The organism is Arthrobacter crystallopoietes BAB-32, assembly GCF_000328305.2.
In the GTDB taxonomy this organism is placed as follows: Bacteria; Actinomycetota; Actinomycetes; order Actinomycetales; family Micrococcaceae; genus Crystallibacter; species Crystallibacter crystallopoietes_A.
The window spans coordinates 1-17760 of record NZ_ANPE02000111.1; the positions used below are offsets into that span (position 1 = coordinate 1).

Annotated in this window: 18 protein-coding genes; 7 read left to right on the top strand and 11 right to left on the bottom strand. The window is 66.7% G+C overall.

Annotated elements, in window-relative coordinates:
• The 4 genes from D477_RS09035 to D477_RS09050 form a co-directional block, all read right to left on the bottom strand.
• Positions 1-290: alcohol dehydrogenase catalytic domain-containing protein (locus tag D477_RS09035; RefSeq protein WP_005268724.1), on the bottom strand; the 290-nt coding region annotated here is incomplete at its 3' end.
• Between the two features lie 111 nt (positions 291-401).
• Positions 402-1175, bottom strand: coding sequence for an SDR family oxidoreductase (locus D477_RS09040; RefSeq protein ID WP_005268725.1), 774 nt, complete (start codon positions 1173-1175; stop codon positions 402-404).
• Positions 1176-1244: 69 nt separating this feature from the next.
• A complete protein-coding gene (locus tag D477_RS09045) occupies positions 1245-2648 on the bottom strand; it encodes a GntP family permease (RefSeq protein WP_005268726.1) in 1404 nt (467 codons plus the stop codon).
• A gap of 36 nt (positions 2649-2684) precedes the next feature.
• Positions 2685-3173, bottom strand: coding sequence for a gluconokinase (locus tag D477_RS09050; protein WP_005268727.1), 489 nt, complete (start codon positions 3171-3173; stop codon positions 2685-2687).
• Positions 3174-3450: 277 nt separating this feature from the next.
• Between D477_RS09050 and D477_RS21145 the strand changes: the two genes are divergently transcribed.
• Entirely contained in the window at positions 3451-3897 is a 447-nt protein-coding gene (locus tag D477_RS21145) for a UPF0158 family protein (RefSeq protein ID WP_005268728.1), read from the top strand.
• Positions 3898-3934: 37 nt separating this feature from the next.
• On the opposite strand, the gene D477_RS09060 is transcribed toward D477_RS21145, so the two are convergent.
• From D477_RS09060 to D477_RS09090, 7 genes are read right to left on the bottom strand one after another with little or no spacing between them, the layout of a single operon-like run.
• Positions 3935-5095, bottom strand: coding sequence for an iron-containing alcohol dehydrogenase (locus D477_RS09060; protein WP_005268729.1), 1161 nt, complete (start codon positions 5093-5095; stop codon positions 3935-3937).
• 28 nt (positions 5096-5123) lie between these two features.
• The gene (locus tag D477_RS09065) at positions 5124-6191 is read right to left on the bottom strand and encodes a zinc-dependent alcohol dehydrogenase (protein ID WP_005268730.1); all 1068 of its coding nucleotides are present in this window, start codon (positions 6189-6191) and stop codon (positions 5124-5126) included.
• Entirely contained in the window at positions 6181-7149 is a 969-nt protein-coding gene (locus tag D477_RS09070; protein WP_005268731.1) for a sugar ABC transporter substrate-binding protein, read from the bottom strand. The genes D477_RS09065 and D477_RS09070 overlap by 11 nt, the downstream gene beginning before the upstream one ends.
• A 34-nt stretch (positions 7150-7183) precedes the next feature.
• Positions 7184-8140 carry a sugar ABC transporter substrate-binding protein gene (locus D477_RS09075; RefSeq protein ID WP_005268732.1) on the bottom strand — a complete coding sequence of 319 codons (957 nt, stop codon included), beginning with the start codon at positions 8138-8140 and terminating at the stop codon, positions 7184-7186.
• 1 nt (position 8141) lies between these two features.
• Positions 8142-9173 (bottom strand): ABC transporter permease, encoded by a 1032-nt coding sequence (locus D477_RS09080; protein ID WP_005268733.1) that lies wholly within the window; start codon positions 9171-9173, stop codon positions 8142-8144.
• Positions 9170-10675 carry a sugar ABC transporter ATP-binding protein gene (locus tag D477_RS09085; RefSeq protein WP_005268734.1) on the bottom strand — a complete coding sequence of 502 codons (1506 nt, stop codon included), beginning with the start codon at positions 10673-10675 and terminating at the stop codon, positions 9170-9172. Before D477_RS09085 ends, D477_RS09080 begins: the two co-directional genes overlap by 4 nt.
• A 57-nt stretch (positions 10676-10732) precedes the next feature.
• Complete coding sequence (locus D477_RS09090; RefSeq protein ID WP_202804088.1) at positions 10733-11569, bottom strand: SDR family NAD(P)-dependent oxidoreductase; 837 nt, start codon at positions 11567-11569, stop codon at positions 10733-10735.
• Positions 11570-11884: 315 nt separating this feature from the next.
• On the opposite strand from D477_RS09090, the gene D477_RS09095 reads away from it, so the two are divergent.
• From D477_RS09095 to D477_RS09120, 6 genes are all read left to right on the top strand, one after another.
• Positions 11885-12868: a helix-turn-helix domain-containing protein gene (locus tag D477_RS09095; protein WP_005268736.1), complete on the top strand. Its 984-nt coding sequence runs from the start codon at positions 11885-11887 to the stop codon at positions 12866-12868.
• Positions 12869-13062: 194 nt separating this feature from the next.
• Positions 13063-14016, top strand: coding sequence for a VOC family protein (locus D477_RS09100; protein WP_005268737.1), 954 nt, complete (start codon positions 13063-13065; stop codon positions 14014-14016).
• Positions 14017-14042: 26 nt separating this feature from the next.
• Positions 14043-15233, top strand: a complete 1191-nt coding sequence (locus D477_RS09105) for an acyl-CoA dehydrogenase family protein (protein WP_005268738.1) — start codon at positions 14043-14045, stop codon at positions 15231-15233.
• 78 nt (positions 15234-15311) lie between these two features.
• The gene (locus D477_RS09110; protein WP_005268739.1) at positions 15312-15878 is read left to right on the top strand and encodes a flavin reductase family protein; all 567 of its coding nucleotides are present in this window, start codon (positions 15312-15314) and stop codon (positions 15876-15878) included.
• Positions 15875-16528: an alpha/beta hydrolase gene (locus tag D477_RS09115; RefSeq protein ID WP_005268740.1), complete on the top strand. Its 654-nt coding sequence runs from the start codon at positions 15875-15877 to the stop codon at positions 16526-16528. Before D477_RS09110 ends, D477_RS09115 begins: the two co-directional genes overlap by 4 nt.
• Positions 16529-17533 carry an alpha/beta hydrolase gene (locus tag D477_RS09120; protein ID WP_005268741.1) on the top strand — a complete coding sequence of 335 codons (1005 nt, stop codon included), beginning with the start codon at positions 16529-16531 and terminating at the stop codon, positions 17531-17533.
• The last annotated feature ends 227 nt before the right edge of the window (positions 17534-17760 follow it).

Sequence of the window (17760 nt, forward strand, 5' to 3'; positions counted from 1 at the left end):
GTGGCAGGATGAACCGCGACGGCGGTGCCTGCCTGGGGGCCGGTGCCGTCAGCAGCCGCGGTGGCCACGCGCCCGACGACCTCGTGGCCGAGCAGCATCGGGGCCTTGAGGATGGACTCCCCTGCTGCACCGTGCTGCCAGTAGTGCAGGTCGGAGCCGCAGATGCCGCCATAGACAATTTCGACGACGGCTTCGTCCGGCTTGGGTGCGGGGCGTTCGAAGGCCTCGACCCGGAGGTCGTCCGCGCCGTGGGCCACCACGCCCAAGGCCTGGGTGGGAAGTTCAGTCATCGCGAAGCTCCTTGCGGTTCAGTCGGTAGTGGCGGGAGGATGTGGCGGCAGTGGCGGCGGGAGGGTCAGGCCGTGGTGACGGAGGCGGTCCAGGAAACGACCGGTTGGAACTCAGACAACGGTGGTCATGCCGCCGTCGATAAAGACGACCTGCCCGTTGACGAAGTTGGCGGCGTCCGAGGCGAGCCACAGGGCGGGGCCGATGATGTCCTCGACCGTGCCCCAGCGGTGCGCCGGCGTGCGGCCGAGGATCCAGCTGTTGAACGCCTCGTCATCGACCAGGTTCTGCGTCATCTCGGTGTGGATGTAGCCGGGCGCGATCGCGTTGATCTGCAGGCCGGAAGCGGCCCATTCGGCGGTCATGGCCCGGGTGAGGTTGCGGATGCCGCCCTTGGACGCCGTGTACGGCGCGATGGTCGGCCGTGCCAGGTCGGTCTGCACCGAGGCGATGTTGATGATCTTGCCCTCGCCGCGCGGGATCATGTGCCGGGCGGCCTCGCGGCCCACGAGGAACGCGCTGGTCAGGTTGGTGCGCAGCACGCGCTCCCAGTCCGCGACGTCCAGGTCCAGCATTGGCACGCGGTGCTGCACCCCCGCGTTATTGACGAGGATGCGCAAAGGCCCGATTTCGCGCTCGACCCAGGCAACGCCGTCGGCCGTGGCCTCCGCATCGGTGACATCGAAGCCCTTGGCGAAGATCCGCTCCGGCCCGAACTCCTCGACCAGCTTCGCGTGCGCGCTTTCCAGCCGCACCGGGTCCAGCCCGTTGAGCACCACGGTGGCGCCGGCGGTAGCCAGGCCCCGGGCGATCGCGTTGCCGATGCCGCGGCTGGAGCCGGTGACCAGGGCGATGCGGCCGGAGATGTCGAACATGTTCACAGTCATGGTGGTTCCTTGCGGAGCGGAGGACGACGGCGCCGTCCCCCGCTCCCGGTGTTAGAGGTGCCGGAGTTGCTAGAAGGGCGCTGCGATCAGGAAGATGGCCAGCGCCAGGACGAAGCCGATCACGCCGATCAGCGCCTGGCCCACGGTCCAGGTTTTCAGCGTGGTCTTAGTGTCCATCCCGAAGAAGCGGCTGACCAGCCAGAAGCCGGAGTCGTTGACGTGGCCGGCGAACACCGAGCCGGCGGCCAGCGCCAGCACGATCGCCGCGAGCTCCACCGGGTTGTACGCGGCGTTGCCCGCGACCACAGGCTGGACCAGCGCAGCGGCCGTAGTCAGCGCGACCGTGGCCGAGCCCTGGGCGACACGGACGATGGCGGCAATCACGAAGCCCGCCACGATGACAGGCAGGCCGATCGCGTCCAGCGACTCCGCCAGCGCGTTGCCGATGCCGCTGGCGCGCAGCACCCCGCCGAACATTCCGCCGGCGCCGGTGATGAGGATGATCGAGCAGACCGGGCCGAGCGCGCTGTCCACCACGGTCTCGGTCAGGCTGTGTCGCTTGCCCTGCCGGTGGCCGAGCAGCCACATCGCGATGAAGACGGTGATCAGCAGCGCCACCGGGGTTTCGCCGAGCGTACGCAGGACCTGGACCCAGGTGTCCTCCAGCGAGACGGCGCCGGCGGTGGCCAGCATGTTGAGGCCGGTGTTGAGGAAGATCAGCACCAGCGGCAGCAGCAGGAGGAAGAGGATGGTGCCCAGCTTCGGCGAGGACTTGAACTCGGACTCCGCGGAGCCCTTCGGTGCGTCCAGGATGTCCGGCACGGGGATCTGGATGCGCTTGCCCAGGAAGGTACCGAACAGGTAGCCGACGATGTACCAGGTCGGCAGCGCAACGACCAAGCCGAGCACCAGCACCAGTCCGACGTCGGCGCCCAGCAGCCCGGTCGCGGCAACCGGGCCGGGGTGCGGCGGCACGAAGATGTGCATCACGGAGAACGCGGTGGCCGCCGGGAACGCGTAGAGCAGCAGCGAGCCGCCCAGCCGGCGGGCCACGGTGAAGATGATCGGCAGCATGACCACCAGGCCGGCGTCGAAGAAGATCGGGAAGCCGAACAGCAGCGACGCAATGGACAGCGCCAGCGGAGCCCGCTTCTCGCCGAACCGCCGGATCAGCGCGTTGGTCAGCACGTCAGCGCCGCCGGACACCTCCAGCATGCGCCCGAGCATCGCGCCCAGGCCCACCAGCAGCGCCACGCTGCCCAGCGTCGTGCCGAAGCCGCCCAGCAGGGTCGGCACAATGTCGGCGGCGCCGATTCCGGTGGCCACGGCGGTCAGCAGGCTGACCAGGATCAGCGCCAGGAAGGCGTGCACGCGGAACCGGATAATCAGCACCAGCAGCGCCGCGATCGCCGCGGCGGCCACGCCCAGCAGGGCCGGCGTACTCAACGTCCAGTTGAGTTCGAGATCGGTCATCGTTGTCCTATCGGGTTGGAAAGAACCGCCGGCGCCCTAGCGGCCGGCGGCGGAGAGCGCGTCGGCCACGGCCTCGGCGATGTCTTCGGGGGAAAGCGTCACGTCGAGCCGCATCCCCGGTTCGTCCGCCTGCAGCGGTTCCAGGGTCGCGAACTGAGAGTCCAGCAGGGCCGCCGGCATGTACTCGTGGTTGCGCTGGCCGAGCCGCGCGGCGATCAGTTCCTGCGGCCCGTCCAGGTGCACAAACTGCACCGCCGGTGCGAAGAAGCGGATCAGGTCGCGGTACCGGCGCTTGAGCGCCGAACAGGCGATGACACGGGCCTCGCCCTGCTCCATCCCCGCTGCCAGCGTCTGTCCGATCACGGTCAGCCACGGCTCGCGGTCCTCATCGGTCAGCGGATTGCCGGCGGCCATCTTGGCCTTGTTGCTGGCCGGGTGCAGGTCGTCGCCGTCGATGAACGGCAGACCCAGCCGCGCGGCGGTGACCCTGCCCGCGGTCGACTTACCGGATCCTTGCACACCCATGACTACAAGTGGGGGCGGGTTGTGCTCTGCCACTGGCCGAACTCCTCAGACGCATCCTTACATCTGATTTCGTGTGGCCCAGCCGACAATAAATCAGATTTATCTGCACCAAGATAGCACAGCAGGTTGTGGGCTCCCGCACCAAGGACATTACGACGGCGGACCATAGCAAGGCGCGGCCAGCCCGCTTCGGCGGTTGGAACTGGAGAGGTTCAAGCCGCCCGGTTCGGCGTAGGCTTGTTCTTAATTCCCTGCTGGTTCTCTTCCGGAGGAACCCATGCGCAGCATCCAAGGCATCGACATCGACATGTTGATCACGGCCATGGAAATCAGCGACAGCTTCGAGGGGCAATGGTGGCTTGATCCAGCCACCGGCCAGGTGGAGATGACCGGCGAGGATGTCGACGATTCCCTCCCCAGGTGGGAGCTTGAGGAGCACGGCGCCGTCCCCATCCCGCCGGATGACCCGCAGCGCGGCTACCGCGACATGAAGGACTTCATCGCCACCCTTGACGACGAGCAGGTCCGTGCTGCCCTAATGCATGCCATCGAAGGGAAACGCCCGTACCGACGCTTCAAGGACGCCGTCTACCAATACCCGAAGGTCCGGGACGACTGGTACGCCTTCCACCAGCAGCGCATGCGCCACCACGCCATCACCTGGCTCGTCGCCGAAGGCCTCGTCGACCCCGCCGAAGCGCGCTGGGCCCTGACCCGAGGCTGATCCACCCTTGGGCAGTGGCCTCACTGGGCCTCAGCTGCTAGCTGTAGATTGCGGCGTACAGCTCCTCGATTTCCTCCACCGTAGGAATCACGGGGTTGTTGCCGGGCGAACCAGAGGCGAGGGCCTGTTCCGCCATCAGCGGAGTCAGCTCCTGCCACCTCGACCGGTCGATACCGAAGCTTTGCGGTGTCGGCACATCCACGTCCTTGCACAGGACGGCAAGGGCTTCGACCAGTTTGGCTGCCGCGGCCGCATCGGAGTCCCCGCTGCCCGCCGCACCAAAGGCCCGGGCGCATTCGGCATACCGTACCTCCGCACCAGGGACGGAGAAGGCCGTAACTGCCGGGAACAGCATTGCGTTGGATAAGCCATGGGCCACGTGGAAATGCGCCCCGATGGGCCTGCTCATGCCGTGCACCAGAGCGACGCTGGAATTGGAGAAAGCCATGCCGGCCTGCGTCGCGGCGAACATCATCGCTTCCCGTGCTTCCAGGTCTCCGCCGTCCGCATAGACGCGGCGAATATGGCGACCGATGGTGCTAATAGCGGACAGTGCCAACCCGTCGGAGAACGAGTTCGCCTTCCTGCTCACGAAGGCTTCGACTGCATGGGTCAGCGCATCCACCCCGGTGTCCGCGGTGAGCCGGGCCGGCATGGATACCGTCAGTTCATAGTCGACCACGGCCGCAACCGGCAGGAAAGCCGGACCTGTGCAGAGCATCTTCTCGTCGGACGCGCTGTCCGTGATGACGGTGAACTGCGTCGCCTCGGATCCACTCCCGGCTGTCGTGGGGACGGCGATCACAGGAAGAGCGGGGCCGGTATTGTTCCGCGGCGCCTTGTAGTCGCGCATCTCGCCGCCCTGGACCGCCAGCAGGGCCAACGCCTTAGCCGTGTCCATCGGACTGCCGCCGCCAAAACCGATGACGGAATCGGCACGATGGTCAATTGCGGCGCGTACGCCCGCCTCCAGGGAATCAGTGGTGGGGTCCGGAACGGTTCCGGCAAACATTGCCGCTTCCATCCCGGCTCGCCCCAGCCTATCGAGCAGCCGCTGCGCTGCCCCGGTGCCTGCCAGGTAGGAGTCCGTGACAAGGAGAGGCCGTGCCGCTCCAAGTCCCGCCAGGACGTTGCTCAATTCGTCAACGGCTCCTCCGCCAACGCGCATGATCCGGGGCAATGCAAGGGAAACGACCACGGTGGTTTCCTTTCGAGGGTCGGTTCGGTCAGGAAAGCCTGACGACTACTTTCATCGTTCCTGCTGCCGCTTCGTGTGCCAAGGCAAAAGCATCTTTGGCCCGTTCCACCGGGACCACATGGGAGACCAGCGCGGCAACGGAATCCTGGTGGGTTTCGGCCAGGCGCACGGCGGAGGCGAAGTCCGTCCGCGTTGCACAACTGGCGCCGTGGATGGACACCTCCTTTTCCGGCAGCACCCCGGAAGAGAACGGGGCACTTCCTCCGGTCAGGCCGACAACGACGACGTTCCCGCCCCGGGCGACGAGGTCGACCGCCTGCGCCAACACTGAGGGCACGCCCGTCGTGTCGATCACGATGTCCGGCCCGAAGCCGTCGCCCCACTGGCGCAGTTCATCCGCCATAGAACCGGCGCTGGCACCCAGCCCGAGTTCGGCGCCAAGATGCTGTGCCATGGCCCTGCGGCCCTGTTTGGGATCGACGACGGCGGTTGAAGCACCCCAGGCACTTGCTGCAAAGACTACGGCCTGCCCGATCGGTCCCGCGCCCAGCACGGCAATACGGGTGCCGCCGGCTGGACGGTCGGGGGTGATGCCCGCCCGAGCGAGGGCGTGCACAGCCACGGACAGCGGCTCCGCGAAGGCTGCGATCTCCGGCTCGGTGATGCTGGTGCGGAACACCGACCCTTGCTGGACCAGGAGCCGCTGGCTCAGGCCACCGTCCCGGTGAACGCCGATGATGCGCATGTTGTAGCAGGCGTTTTCCCGACCGTGGCTGCAGGCGTAGCAGCTGCCGCAGGTCTCGAGCGGCCAGACGGCCACCCGGCATCCCACCGGGAAGCGCAGCCCATCCACTCCCTCACCGACTGCTTCGACAATCGCCGAGAGTTCGTGCCCGAGGACGCGCGGGAACCAGTCGGAGTCCCCGGTCAAGGCGCCAAGGTCGCCGTCGAAGTAGTGCAGGTCGGAACCGCAGATCCCGACAGCCTCGGGCCGCACCAGGACCTGCCCCGGCCCGGGCTGCCCCGGGTCCGGGAGGTCCCGCTGCTCCAACGAGCCGGGCGCAGTCAGCACTGCGGCCCGGACCTCAGAATTCACTGGCGTTGTCCTCTGTGATCGGAGTGCCCTCGATTTCCACGTGGTTGTTTTCGGGAAGTGTGCCATCGGCGAAATAGGCGTCCATCGCCTCTACGACACTGCCGATGATCGTGGGCCAGTCCTGCAGCACGGTCGCGACGAACGGGCCGCCCTTAGCGATCTCGGCAATGGCGAAATCGTCTCCATTCATGCTGGCCACGTCGACGCCTTCGGCGCCAGCCGACTCGACAGCCTGTACTGCCCCGAAACCGGCCGCGTCGAAGCCGGCCCAGACCCCCACGGGTGCGGCGTCGCCGGGGTGCGACTGAAGGTAGTCCTGCACAAAGGACAGAGCCTCCTCCTGTGCCGCGCCGGGAGACTGGATCTGGTGGTTGGCAGCCACGTTGAAGCCATTCTTCTCGAAGAGTTCCGTGGCGACGTCGGTGCGCAGGCGAATGCCCGGATGTGAGTCCCAGCCGACAATCAGTACGTCGCCGCCGCCAGGGTTGGCGTCGATGATCGCCTGGGCACTGGCCGTGGCCAGCTGCGTATTGTCGCTGGTCACGTTCAGCGCGTAGGGCTCATAAGGCTCGACCCCTGCATCGATGGCGAAGACCGGGATGCCGGCGTCGTTGGCGGCCGTGACGCCGAGGCTGGTCTTCTCCTGCGAGGTATAGCCCATGACGATGGCATCCACGTCACGTGAGATGGCATCCTGCAGCTGGGCGTTGAGCTTGTTGTAATCGTTGGCGCTGTCCGAGACGGAGACCTGCCAGCCCTTCTCCGTTGCCTGCTCCTCGAACATGTCCACGCCGGTCTTGACGGCCGGAGTTGCGTACGAAGCCGTGAACACGGCGACTACCGGTGCGCCGTCGGCTGCCGGCTCCGCCGTAGCGTCCGCCCCTCCGCCGCAGCCGGTGAAAACGAGGAGCGAAACTGCGGCTGTGGCCGCGGCGGCCAGGAATCTGTTGTTGCGCATGAGTCATACTGCCTTTCAGCGAAGTGTGCGAAATTCAGGATTTGAAGCTGTCCAGGTTGTCCTTGTTGACCAGGACGCCGGGCATTTCCTCGTAGTTCTGCTCAGGATCGGTGCCGTTGAAATCGGCTTCCATCACCTCTGCCATGCGTCCGACGATGGCGTCCCAGTCCTGGAATACCGTGGCCGCGAAAGGCCCGGCTTTGCCGATCTCCGCTACGGCCTGGTCGGTGGCATCGATGCCGGTCACCGGGATCTCGGTCCGGCCGGCGGAGTTGAGCGCCTGGGCTACCCCCATCGCAGCCGCATCCCAGCCTGCCCACACTCCGTCGAGGTCATCCGTTCCCCCGTTGGCCTGAAGGAAGTCCGTGGTGAAGTTGAGCGCTTCGCCTTGGGACGAAGCAGGTTCCTTGACTTGCTTGATGTCGACGATTTCGGCGCCAGCCTCCTCCAGGTAGGCGATGGCTTCCTGGGTCCTCAGCCGGATGCCCGGATGCGGGTCGTGGCCGATCACCAGCACCTTGCCGGGGCCGCCCATTGCATCGAGGAGCGCCTGCGCGCTGATCTCGCCGAGCTGCACGGAGTCGCTGGTGACATTCAGTGCCACGCCCTCCATCGGCGCCGTGCCGCCATCGATCACGTAGACGGGAACTTCGGCATCATTGGCGGCCTGCAGGCCCACCGTGATCTGCTCGGGAGTCGGGAAGCCAAGCACAATCGCATCGACCTTCCGTAGGGACGCGTCCTGCATCAGCGAGTTGACCTGGTTGAAGTCGAAGTCCGTGTCCGACACGGTGACGTCCCAGCCCTTGCCCGTGCCCAGCTCCTTGAAGGCGTCGATGGCGTACTTGGCGGCCGGCGTGCCGTAGGAACCGGTGATGACGGCAACTTCGATGTCTTCCGTCCCCTGCTCCGAAGACGCCGCGTTTCCGCCGCAGCCCGCCAGGATGAGGGCCATGGCCAGGCCGCCGGCCAGTGCAATCAGTTTTTTCATGTCAGGAAACTCCCTTGTTGCCCAGCCGTGAGAACGCCACGGCAGCGATGATGATGATGCCGGTCAGGAACTGCTGCACGTAGGTGCTGACGCCGATGATGTTCAGCCCGTTGCTGAGGACACCGAGGATGCCAACGCCGATCAGCGTTCCGCCGATGTTGGCCGTCCCTTCCTTGGAGATGGTCATGCCCAGGAACACGGCGGCGATGGCCAGCAGCATGTAGGAGTCGCCGCTCGTGGCAGTGGCGCTGGCCAGCCGGCTGGTGAGGACCACTCCAGCCAGGGCGGCCCCGACTCCCGCCACCACGAAGGCCAGGAACCGGACGCGGTTCACGTTCACTCCGCTCAGCTTGGCAACTTCGGCGTTGCCGCCCACGGCGTGCCAGCGGCGCCCGATCGTGGTGTTGCGGAGCACGAACCACACGACCAGCGCGACAGCAGCCGCCATGAAGATGGGAATCGGTAGCCCAAGCCAGCGCCCCTGGCCGAGCGACATGAAGCCCTGAGGCAGGCCGAACAGCGTGGTTCCGTCGGTGGTGATGAAGGCCAGTCCGGAGACCGACGTCATCGTGGCCAGGGTGGCGACGAAGGCCGATAGCTTCAGGTACGCCGTCAGGTAGCCATTAACCGCGCCCACCAGAGCTCCGACAACCAGTGCTCCGGCCACCGCAACCGCGGTTCCTTGTCCGGCAATCAGCAATTGCGCGACGACCGCCCCGGAGACGGAGGCAGTGGCGCCCACCGAGAGGTCGAAGTTGCCGACGACCATGACGACGGTCTGCACTGCGGCGATGATGGCCAGGATTGCCACCTGCTCCAGGACATTACGCAGGTTGCCGAAGGTGAGGAACACATCCGGGCGCATCAGGCCGAAGGCGGCGACCAGCAAAGCGAAACCAATGATCGTCCCGCCCGATTTGATGGGCCCCAGCGCCGAAGCGTAGGGCCGTTTTCCGGCGGGCGCCGACACGTTTCCGGGAAGCGGCGGTGCCGCCGCCTTGTTCTCCGCCTGGGTTTTTTGTGCAGTGTTCATGATGCTGCCCTTCCATAGCAGTAGGTCAGTAGCTGCTCCTCGTCGGCGCCCTCCGCGGGGACTTCGCCGGATATCCGCCCTTCGTGCATCAGGATGATGCGGTCTGCCAGCCCGATCAGTTCCGGCAGTTCCGAACTGACCACAATGACCGCGGTCCCCTGCGTCGCCAGGCGGCGGATCAGGCCGTAGATCTCGGACTTCGTGCCGACGTCGATGCCGCGCGTCGGTTCATCGAGCAGCAGGACTTTGGGATTGCGTGCCAGGTACTTGGCCAGCACGACTTTCTGCTGGTTCCCTCCGGAGAGCTGGCCAACAATCTGCTGGTGGCCCCGGCTCTTGATCTGCAGCTCGGCGATGGAGTTCGACGCCAGGGACCTGATCCGGGAACCTGCGACCAGCCCCCATTTGCTGATCGCCTTCAAATTTCCGACGGCGATGTTCTCCCCGATCGACTGGGACAGGACGACGCCCTGGCTGCGCCGTTCCTCCGGCACGAGGGCGATGCCGCGGTCCAGCGCCGCGGCCACTGTCCGGTGGCTGCACTCCTGCCCGTCGACGACGATTCGCCCGGAGGAAGACCGCTGGGCGCCGGCGATGATGCGTAGGAGCTCGCTGCGTCCGGATCCGGCCAGCCCGCCGATGCCCAGCACTTCGCCTGGCCTGACCGAGAACGAGGCGTCCTTGACCCGCCGGCCGGACAGGCCGGCCACTTCCACGGCCGTTCCCGGGCCCGGCACTCCCCGTGCCGGAAACAGCTCGTCCTGCCGGCGCCCCACCATCGTGGAGATAACCTCGTCGATGGTCGTGTCCGCGACCTCCGTCGTCGTTATCACGGTCCCGTTGCGCATGATCGTCGCCCGGTCGCACAGCTCGAACACCTCCTCAAGCCGGTGCGATACGTAGAGGATGGCCACGCCCTCGGCCCGCAGGCTGCGCAGGACCCTGAACAGGTCCTGGATCTCGTGGTCCGTCAGCGCAGCGGTCGGCTCGTCAAGGATCAGGACCTTCGCCTCGACGGCGATGGCACGGGCGACGGCCACCATGGTCTGCTGTACGGGAGTGAGCCGGCCGGCCATCCGGTGGACGGGAATGTGTCCCTGATTGAGCCGCTCGAGCTGTTTCCGGGCGACGCGCCGCAGTTCCTTCCAGTCAACCAGGCCGCCACGGGAAGGCAGTTCGTCCCCCAGCACGATGTTCTCCGCGACCGAGACGTTCGGCACGATGGACAGTTCCTGGTAGAGCGCGACTACGCCTGCTTTGTGCGCGGCGCCCACTCCCTTGAAGGCCATAGGCTGGGCCTCCACCCTGATGCTGCCGGCGTCGGGCGAATAGACCCCGGTGAGGATCTTGATGAGGGTGCTCTTGCCGGCGCCGTTTTCGCCCAGCAGCGCGTGTATCTCGCCGGGGCGGATCCGCAGGTCGACTCCGTCCAGGGCGAAGACGCCGTCGAAGTGCTTGGTTATGCCCTCGGCTTCGAGGACATGCTGGATTGTGGTGGTCATCGTGTATCCATCCCTAGGTCTGGCCTGAAGGCCGGAGGAATCGTGTGCCGCTGCCGCTCAGCGCGCATGCGACAGGGCCAGGGCGCCGCCGTCGATGACGTAGGCCCCGCCGGTCATGAAACTGGAAGCCCCGGAGGCCAGCAGGAGCGCGAGCCCCTTCAATTCGTCGGGATGCGCCATCCGCCCCAGCGGGATCGTCTCCGCCCACAGCCCGTTGAGCTCCGGTGCGTCCAACGCCCCCTCGCCGGCAATATTCGTGCGGAAGGGGCCGGGGGCAATGGCATTGATCCGCACACCCCGCGGAGCCAGTTCGAGCGCGGCCTGCCGCACGATGTTGAGGACGGCCGCCTTCGTGGCGACGTAGGCGTAGCCGACCATCGGATCGGCGCGGAAGCCGGCGGTGGATGCCGTGACCACGATCCTGCCGCCGTCGCCAATGGTCGGGGACGCGGCCCTAAGCGTGTTGAAGACCCCGTTCAAGTTCACGCCGACGACGGCGTCCCAGTCCTCCTGCTGCGTTCCGGCCAAGGTCCCGCCCGCCTCCGGGAACCCCGGGCCGCGGGAAATGCCGGCGTTGGCGAAAACGATGTCCAGCCTGCCGAAGTAGTCCTTGATGTCCTCCACGGCGGCGGCGATCGAGTCCACCGCCGCAACATCGGCGGCTACCCCGAACGTCTTCCCACCTTGGGCCTCAATGCCGGCCGCAACCGCATCAAGCCGCTCCCGGTCCACATCGATGAGCCCTACGCTGGCCCCTGCCTGGGCGAGGATCTCGGCGATGGCTTTCCCCAGCCCGCTGCCGGCCCCCGTCACGACGGCCGCTTCCCCGGACAGGTCGAACATTTCCTGGATGCTCCGCGGTGTTGCGGCATGCTCCATTTGGGCAGTAGACATCGTCGTCCGCACGTCCTTTTTGTCGATGGTCCCTTGGCCGGAAGGCGGCATTCGCGCCGGCCTTCCGTGGCCTGCTGGCCTTTCCCAGAGCGTATTAGTGATCCAAGTCACCGGCATCCAGCAGCCGTGCACGCCGCTGTCGAATGCGTGCACTGCTCGGCGCACCACGTCCCGGCACGGCGGCACCGGCGGCCGCCCGCGCGTTCATTTGTGACGCGACACACAATAGAGCACGCTAGAATGCATCAACCCGCCAGCCGTGCAGCGCGGCAGCAGGGACAGGATCCACCAAGCATTCCGGGGAGGATGTTTGCCATGGCTCATGCCGATTCAGGAGTAGCTCCGCGCCGTACCCTGCGGCCGGACCAGCCCGTGACGTTCAGCGGCTGGCGCGATACCGTGGCTCGCTCCCTGCTCAGCTTCGATTTCGATTTCGACGAGCCCCAGTCGTTCAAGGGCGCGGTGCAGAGCAAGCCTTTCGCGGACCTCGAATTCATCAACATGGTCTGCGGCCGCCACGCCGCCTACCGCGACGCGTCCAAGATCGAGCTGGGGCAGCGTCCCGAGTACCTGATGACGCTCCAACTGTCCGGTGAATTCCGGCTGACCCAGGAGGGCCGGACAGCCGTCCTCAAGCCCGGGCACTTCACGTTCTACGACTCGACAAAGCCGGCCTCGCTGGAGAGCAGCGACGACTACCGCTCGCTGTGCATCAAATTCCCGAAGAAACTCATCGGCCCGGCCGGCGACGCCGTGAGTGAGCTGACGGCGACCCGCATCGATGCGGATTCCGGCCTGGCCCCCTCGGTCTGGGCGCTCCTGAGCACACTCAACGAAACGCTGGACAACGTCTCCAACGTCAACCGCTATTCGACCGTCAGCAGTGTCATGAACCTGGTCGGAACGATGCTCGCCAGCCAGGCTGGCGCTCCCGCGCCTGCACATCCCAAGGAAACCCGCGCTTCCCTCCTGCAACGCATCCACGAGTACATCGACGACCATCTGGGAGATCCGGAACTCGGCCCGCAGGAAGTCGCCGGCGCGCACTTTATTTCAGTGCGGTACCTTCACAGCCTCTTCCAGGACAGCGGGACCAGTGTCGCGGCCTCGATCCGGGACCGGCGGGTGGAACGCTGCCGCATCGACCTGGCCGACCCGGCACTGATCAGCGTGCCGGCCTCCGCCATCGCCAGCCGCTGGGGCTTCAAAGGAGCCTCGCACTTCGGCCAGATCTTCAAAGCGGCCACCGGGCTGACGCCCGCCGAATTCCGGCACCACGCCACCACCGGAAGCCACTGATTCCCTCCCGCCTCCTGGCGGTGCCCTGCCCGGCCGCCGCCTCCCTTCGCCATGCCCGGGACATCCGGCGGCAACGCTGCACGGATTCGACATTGGTGGTCACTCTCAGGTGATTTCAGTGACCTGGATCATAACTACGGTGGTGCCAACCCCGTAGAAATCACTCGGGTCCCGATCCTGTCAAAGGAGACACCATGGCTTACATCGAAGGTTCGCACCACGTGACCCTCTCTGTCGGAGGCGCCCAGGAGGACGTCGACTTCCACGTCAAGACCTTGGGCATGAAGTTCATCAAGCGGACGGTGCTCTTCGACGGCTCCAAGCCGATCTATCACCTGTACTACTCCAACGCCAACGGCGACCCCTCGTCGGTCGTCACGACGTTCCCCTGGGCCCAGGCCGGCCTCTACGGCAAGCGCGGCACCAACCAGGCCCGCGAAGTGCTGCTGTCGGTCCCGGAGGGCTCGCTGGACTTCTGGCAGAAGCGCCTGACCGAGCACAAGGTCGAGGTTGAGAACATCGAACGCTTCGACCAGCGCCGCCTGGCCTTCCGCCACCCCTCCGGCATCGAATACGTCTTCGTCCCCACCGTCGGCGACGAGCGCGAAGGCTTCGCCGGCAACGGCGTCCCCCAGGAACACGCCATCCACGGCATCCACGGCGTCGGCATCCACGTCACCACTCCCGATCGGATGGTCGACTTCGCCAACGACACCTTCTTCTCCCAGGGCCGGATCAACGAAGACGGCGACCTCGCCCAGTTCCAGGTCGGCAACGCCAAGTACGGCAACCACGTCGAACTGACCGCCAACATCAGCGAAGACCAGGGCACCTGGCACTACGGCTCCGGCACCTACCACCACTTCGCGTGGAACCTGGATACCTTGAAGAACCAGGACGAAGTCAAGTTCGACATCGAAGGCGCCGGCTACACCGACATCTCCGAACTCAAGGACCGCAAGTACTTCAAGTCCGTCTACGTCCGCACGCCCGGCGGCGCACTATTCGAGCTCGCGGTCACCCACGAAGACGGCGGCTGGACCTGCGACGAGTCCCCGCAGGAACTGGGCACCCGCTTCCAGCTGCCCGAGCAGTTCGAGCACCGGCGTGGCGAGATCTTCGAGCAGCTCGAGCACATCGACGTCTAGGCCGAGCGCACTTCAAGGAGAACACTATGACTGAACAGACCCTCACCACGTCCCGGCTGCACGTCAGCGACCAGTTCGACGCTCTGATGGAGCGGCTCGATGCGATTACGCCGCTGCTCAAGGCGAACGCCGACGCAAACGAAGCCGGCGGCCGCCTCACTCCCGAGGTGGAGGCTGCCCTCAAGGAGTCCGGCGCGTACAAGGTCGGCATTCCGCGAAACCTCGGCGGCTACGAATTCTCGCCCAAGCAGGTCATCCAGGCTATCGAGAAGATTTCCTACGCCGATGCCTCCGCCGGCTGGGTCTTCATGGCCCTGCAGATGATCACCGGCACCACCGCCGCCTGGCTGCCTGAAGAAGCCACGGCGGAGCTGTTCCCGGACAGCGAAAACTACGCCCTCGTCGCCGGACAGGGCACGCGCCTGGGCAAGGCGGTAAAGGTCGACGGCGGCTACCGGCTTTCCGGGTCCTGGTCCTTCGCGTCGGGCATGCACCAGGCCACGCACATCCATACCGCCGCCTTCTGCGAAGAGACCGGCCAGGCGCTGGTGTTCACGCTGCCGAAGGAGCAGGCCACGCTCATCGACAACTGGGACGTGATGGGCCTGAAGGCCACCGGCTCGATCGATTACGTGATCGAGGACGTCTATGTGCCGGAGAGCTACGTCTACGAGGTCTCCACGATGGACTCCCTCAACGGCGGCGCGATCTTCCACCTCGGCCTCGCCAACATGTCCGGCATCTGCCACACCGGCTGGGCGCTCGGCGTCGCACGCCGCGTGCTGGACGAGATGAAGGAGCTCGCACAGAAGAAGTCGGGCGCGCCCGGCGCCTCGGTGGACACCGACCAGTTCCACGCCGCCTTCGCGCAGGCCGAAGCCAAGCTGCGCTCGGCCCGGGCCCTGGTCATGGAAACGTGGGCCGACAACGAGGCCACGCTGGACAAAGGCGAGCTGCTCTCCACCGAGCAGGAAACCCTGACCCGGCTGACGCTGAACAACACCACCTGGTCCGCGCACGACGTCGTTATGACGGTGTACAAGTGGGCGGCCACCGCGGCCCTGCGCTCGGGCGACCTGCAGCGCTTCTTCCGGGACATGCATGCCGGCACCCAGCACGTCACCTCCGGTCCGGGCGTCCTGCAGAACTGCGGCCGCCACCTGGCCGGCCTGGCGCCCAACGCCCACTGGGTCTTCCTCGAGCTGAAGGACCAGTAGGCAATCCGCCACAGCGTGCCGGCCGGGCTACCTCGGCCGGCACCCCTTCGACCACCTCTCCGACCTCCAGGAGCTCCCATGCCCAGCACTTCCACCCAAGCCACGGACCGTCAGGGTGCGCAGTTCGACCAGCTGCTTGCCGCGGAGGACTTCAAGGCGGCCTTCCGCAACCATCCGGCGGGCGTCTCCATCGTCACCGCGGATCCCGGGGACGGCCCCGTCGGCCTCACCGCCACCTCGGTCTTCTCCGTTTCAGCCAACCCGCCGCTGCTCGTCTTCTCGCTCTCCGGGCGCTCCTCCTCGACACCGTCACTGCGCCGGGCGGAAACCGTCGTCGTGCATTTGCTCGGCGCGGACCAGCTGGACCTGGCGAAGACGTTCTCCACCAGCGGGATCGACCGCTTCGCGGACACCGGCAGCTGGACCCGGCTCGTCACCGGCGAACCGGTCCTGCCAGCGGCCAACGCATGGCTGCGCGGGAAGATCGTGAACCAGATGGAGGCCGGGGACTCGACCGTCGTCGCCGTCCAGGTCCTCCAGGTCCAGGTTCCCGACGACCAGGCCCGTGCCGCCGGCCAATCCCACCCGCTGGTCTACCACAACCGCACCTGGCACCAGCTCGGCGATCACTCGGCCATCTCATGACGCCGTCCAACCCGCATCTTGAACCGGATCCGGTGTTCCACGGGGCCACGCTGGCCGACGCGGAGTTCGCCGTCCTCGCGGTCCATGGCCGCGGCCAGTCCCCCGCCTTCATGCAGGACCTCACGGACCGGATCGGACTGCCGGGCTTCGGCTACCTGATGCCCGCGGCCGACGGCAGCACCTGGTACCCCGGCGGCTTCATGCAGCCCATCGAAGACAACCAGCCGCACCTCGACCACGCACTGGAAGCCATCGGCACCCACATTAACCGGCTCCGCTCCCAGGGCTTCGGCCCGGAACGGACAGTGCTGCTGGGCTTTTCACAGGGAGCCTGCCTGCTCTCCGAGTATCTGCTGCGCCACCAGGACCGCTACGCCGCCGCCATCTTGCACACCGGCGGCTACCTGGGTCCGGAGGAGCACGGGTGGCCGGAGGAGGGAGCCCTCGACGGCGTTCCCGTCCTGCTCGCCTCTGCTGCTGAGGACGCCTGGGTGCCGCTGCCGCGGATCGAAGCCACCGCCGTCGCACTGTCCAAGGCGGGTGCCGCCGTCGAACTCACCACCTACGACGACCCCGAACACCACATCAACGACGATTCCGTCATCCTTATGCGCCGCCTGCTGCGCGCGCTCACCGCGAAGGAGTCCTGAATGGCTACCGCACCCCATCTCACCGACACACCTCTGGTCACCTCCCGCCGCGGGCAATTCTGGGTGCCCGGGGAAAGGATTACGACGCCGGGCGGCACCGTCCAGCGCGGACCCATGTTCGTCATGTGGGAGGCGCCAGAAACCGTCTCCCAGCCCTACCCGCTCGTGCTGGTGCACGGCGGCGGCGGCCAAGGCACGGACTGGACGGGCACGCCGGACGGGCGGCCAGGCTGGGCACAGCGGTTCGTCGAGGCAGGCTTCGCCGTCTACATCGTGGACCGTCCCGCGCACGGCCGCTCGCCGTACCACCCGGACGTCGTCGGGCCGATGGGCGGCGCCTTCCCGTACGAGGCCGCCGGCGGCTTGTTCCTCCCCGAGGACGCCGCCGGCGCGCAGACCCAGTGGGGCTACGAGCGCGAAATCGGCTCCGAACACCTGGACCAGCTGACCGCGTCCATGGGACCGCTGCCAGCCGACCTCGCCGAATCGCAGGCCATGGACGCTGACCGCCTGGCCAGGATGCTTGACAGTATTGGTCCGGCCATCCTGGTCACCCATTCCGCCGGCGGTCCCGCCGGCTGGCTTGCCGCCGACGCCCGGCCGGACCTGGTGAAGGGCATCGCGGCGATTGAGCCGGTTGGTCCTGCCTTCGCCGAAATCCCCGGCATGGGTACGCTCTCCTGGGGACTGACCTCGGCGCCGATCAGCTACGAACCAGCGTTCGCGGATGCCGCGGAAGCCCGGGCTGCGGACCCTGAAACGCTCAGCATCCCTGCGCTGGCGGGCAAGCCCGTAGCCGTCGTCGTCGGCAGCGCCTCGCCCTTCGCCGCCTTCGAACCGGACGTCGTCGGCTTCCTGCAGACCGCCGGCGCGGACGCCGAACTGCTGCACCTGAAGGAGCACGGCATCGAGGGCAACGGCCACGGCCTGATCTTCGAAACGAACTCCGACGAAACCGTCAGGCCAGTGATCGCCTGGCTTGAGGCCAACTGGCCGCAGAGCTGACCGCACAGGTAGTCCCCGGTGGTTCCGCCACCGGGGACTACCGCCATCCTTACCGGGAGAACTGAGAATGAGCCTGACTTTTGAGCATGTGACGTTGAGGCAGCGGGTGCTGTTCGGGACCGGGAAGGCCCCGGAGAACCTGGCCGCCGAGGTTGAGCGGTTCGGCGCGCAGAAGGTGATGGTGATCGCCTCCGAGTTCGAGGCCGCGATCGCCCGGGAGGTATCCG

What these genes read in the sequence shown, in the direction of transcription:
- D477_RS09105 (WP_005268738.1), top strand. Translation starts at nt 14,043, where the DNA reads ATGACTGAACAGACCCTCACCACGTCCCGGCTGCACGTCAGCGACCAG.
- D477_RS09075 (WP_005268732.1), bottom strand. Translation starts at nt 8,140, where the DNA reads ATGAAAAAACTGATTGCACTGGCCGGCGGCCTGGCCATGGCCCTCATC.
- D477_RS21145 (WP_005268728.1), top strand. Translation starts at nt 3,451, where the DNA reads ATGCGCAGCATCCAAGGCATCGACATCGACATGTTGATCACGGCCATG.
- D477_RS09100 (WP_005268737.1), top strand. Translation starts at nt 13,063, where the DNA reads ATGGCTTACATCGAAGGTTCGCACCACGTGACCCTCTCTGTCGGAGGC.
- D477_RS09120 (WP_005268741.1), top strand. Translation starts at nt 16,529, where the DNA reads ATGGCTACCGCACCCCATCTCACCGACACACCTCTGGTCACCTCCCGC.
- D477_RS09080 (WP_005268733.1), bottom strand. Translation starts at nt 9,173, where the DNA reads ATGAACACTGCACAAAAAACCCAGGCGGAGAACAAGGCGGCGGCACCG.
- D477_RS09115 (WP_005268740.1), top strand. Translation starts at nt 15,875, where the DNA reads ATGACGCCGTCCAACCCGCATCTTGAACCGGATCCGGTGTTCCACGGG.
- D477_RS09070 (WP_005268731.1), bottom strand. Translation starts at nt 7,149, where the DNA reads ATGCGCAACAACAGATTCCTGGCCGCCGCGGCCACAGCCGCAGTTTCG.
- D477_RS09050 (WP_005268727.1), bottom strand. Translation starts at nt 3,173, where the DNA reads ATGGGTGTGCAAGGATCCGGTAAGTCGACCGCGGGCAGGGTCACCGCC.
- D477_RS09045 (WP_005268726.1), bottom strand. Translation starts at nt 2,648, where the DNA reads ATGACCGATCTCGAACTCAACTGGACGTTGAGTACGCCGGCCCTGCTG.
- D477_RS09110 (WP_005268739.1), top strand. Translation starts at nt 15,312, where the DNA reads ATGCCCAGCACTTCCACCCAAGCCACGGACCGTCAGGGTGCGCAGTTC.
- D477_RS09095 (WP_005268736.1), top strand. Translation starts at nt 11,885, where the DNA reads ATGGCTCATGCCGATTCAGGAGTAGCTCCGCGCCGTACCCTGCGGCCG.
- D477_RS09040 (WP_005268725.1), bottom strand. Translation starts at nt 1,175, where the DNA reads ATGACTGTGAACATGTTCGACATCTCCGGCCGCATCGCCCTGGTCACC.
- D477_RS09085 (WP_005268734.1), bottom strand. Translation starts at nt 10,675, where the DNA reads ATGACCACCACAATCCAGCATGTCCTCGAAGCCGAGGGCATAACCAAG.
- D477_RS09090 (WP_202804088.1), bottom strand. Translation starts at nt 11,569, where the DNA reads ATGTCTACTGCCCAAATGGAGCATGCCGCAACACCGCGGAGCATCCAG.